Raw genomic sequence first — 1,733 nt, forward strand, 5'->3', positions numbered from 1 at the left:
CGTCGCCGCCGATTTGGGGACATGTGTCGTAGCCAGTGTCAGCGGTGTATGGATTCGTGTTCTGACAATTGCTGCCGAGCAGCCACAGCGCCGGCCAGGTCGATGTGTTCCGCGGTGGGACCTTGGCCCGGATGCTGACCGTTCCGTAGGTGAAGCTGGTGTTTGCCCACTGAACATCGCCGGTTGCGTAGGGCCACGAGGCAGCGGGATGGCGAACGCTTCCATCGACATTGAAGTCACCGCATGAAGTCTGCTTGGCAATGGTCGAGATAGTCAGGACGTTGCCGGCAACGCCCACCTGCTGGGGCACGTTGCATTCTGTCTCATCCTGGGCGTACTCGCCGTGGCGCGAGATGACCGTCCAAGCCGGCCCCAGGCTCGCTCCACCGAAATCGTCGGAGAACACGACCCGCGGCCCGGCCGTCGCTGAATCAGTCGGACTGGGTGGCGCCGCCGAGGCACTCGATGGAACTGACGCGGACGGGCTCGTGGACGGGTTGGCGGAGTCCGAATCACTGGAGTTGGCCGATTCACTGGGGGAAGGTCCCGAATCACTCGGTGTGGGCGAGTCACTTGGGAACGCTGAGGAGGTTGGGGTCGTCGAGGCCCTCAAACTGGGCGAGTCGGTCGCGGTTGGCAAAACGGCAACCGGGGCCGGCACGATCTCGACCGCGGCGAAGTCCCATCGATCATCTATGGGTCCAGTGTCATTGAGGATGACTGCGGTGCCAGCCACCGGTGTTGTCGAGCTCACGTATTGGGTCCAGTAGGTGTCGCCTACCGCGTCATCTATGTACTGGTCGACCATCGTTTGCCCATCGCCGAGCGTGCGCGCAACCGCTTGATCCCAGTCCTTGCCGACACCCCAGACCCAGGAGTTGTCTTGCGTAGTTGTGAGCGACACCGTCGGCGCTCCAGCCGGCGCATCGGCGCTGCCGACTGCGCCGTTGGAGGATGTATCTGCTCCAGAGAAACTGACGACGGCGATCGACCCTCTGTAGCCGCTCACGGCTTGGGTAGCCGTGACCGCGACATTCGACAGTGTCGATGTCGTCACTGCCTGCCAGATCTCAGCGGTCCCGGCTTGACCATTGCTGCGCTGTCGCAGAATCCAGCTCAAGCCGGCGCCGACAACGGATGTAAACGATTGGCTGGCCGGTTCATCCGGGCCATCCGAGGACGCGAAGGCGAGAAGGAGCTCGGCCGGAGCGCTCGTAGAAAGTATCGGCGACTGAAGTTGGCCTGATGTGCTTGTCGAATGCGTACTTACGCTTACATCGACGGAAAGTCCGGCCGTTGCAGCGGCGCCCGACCGCCCGTCACGCGCGCTTATTGCCAGCAAACAGCAGCATGTTGACACAAGCGTAATCGCGCATAGACGAAATAGTTTGCTTCCAGGTCGAGACGTCATAGACCCCCGCCATGTCTCCTCGGGAGTTGACCATCTCACAGGCTTGCCGTGGCTGTAAAGCAGAGCCCGGTCGCATCTCAACGTCCACCAGGGCACATGCAGTGGACGCATCACCCGGCCCGACGAGGCAACCACGGTCGCGAACTCGCTGCCCACGCCCAAACGTCCGTTTGTGCTCACCGTGCGGTTCTACGGACCCGCCACCGCGCTCTGCGACGGCGCCTCCAGCCGAGCGGCGATCGAGCGGCAAACCTGAGGGCGAGGGCACACCCGCCTGCGCTTAGACCGTATGGAGTGATCGCTCGCTGATGTGGGTGGTTGC

2 protein-coding genes are annotated in these 1,733 nt (G+C 62.8%); one reads left to right on the forward strand and one right to left on the reverse strand.

What is annotated here, in order from left to right:
* The coding region (locus tag WAN02_RS29665; RefSeq protein ID WP_422268960.1) for a hypothetical protein at nt 1-310 on the reverse strand (310 nt) is incomplete at its 3' end.
* A 43-nt stretch (nt 311-353) separates the two neighbouring features.
* Here WAN02_RS29665 and WAN02_RS29670 point away from each other — a divergent pair.
* Nucleotides 354-770, forward strand: coding sequence for a hypothetical protein (locus WAN02_RS29670; protein ID WP_422268961.1), 417 nt, complete (start codon nt 354-356; stop codon nt 768-770).
* Nucleotides 771-1,733: the final 963 nt, after the last annotated feature.

Source organism: Mycobacterium sp. (genome assembly GCF_049281135.1).
In the GTDB taxonomy this organism is placed as follows: domain Bacteria; phylum Actinomycetota; class Actinomycetes; order Mycobacteriales; family Mycobacteriaceae; genus Mycobacterium.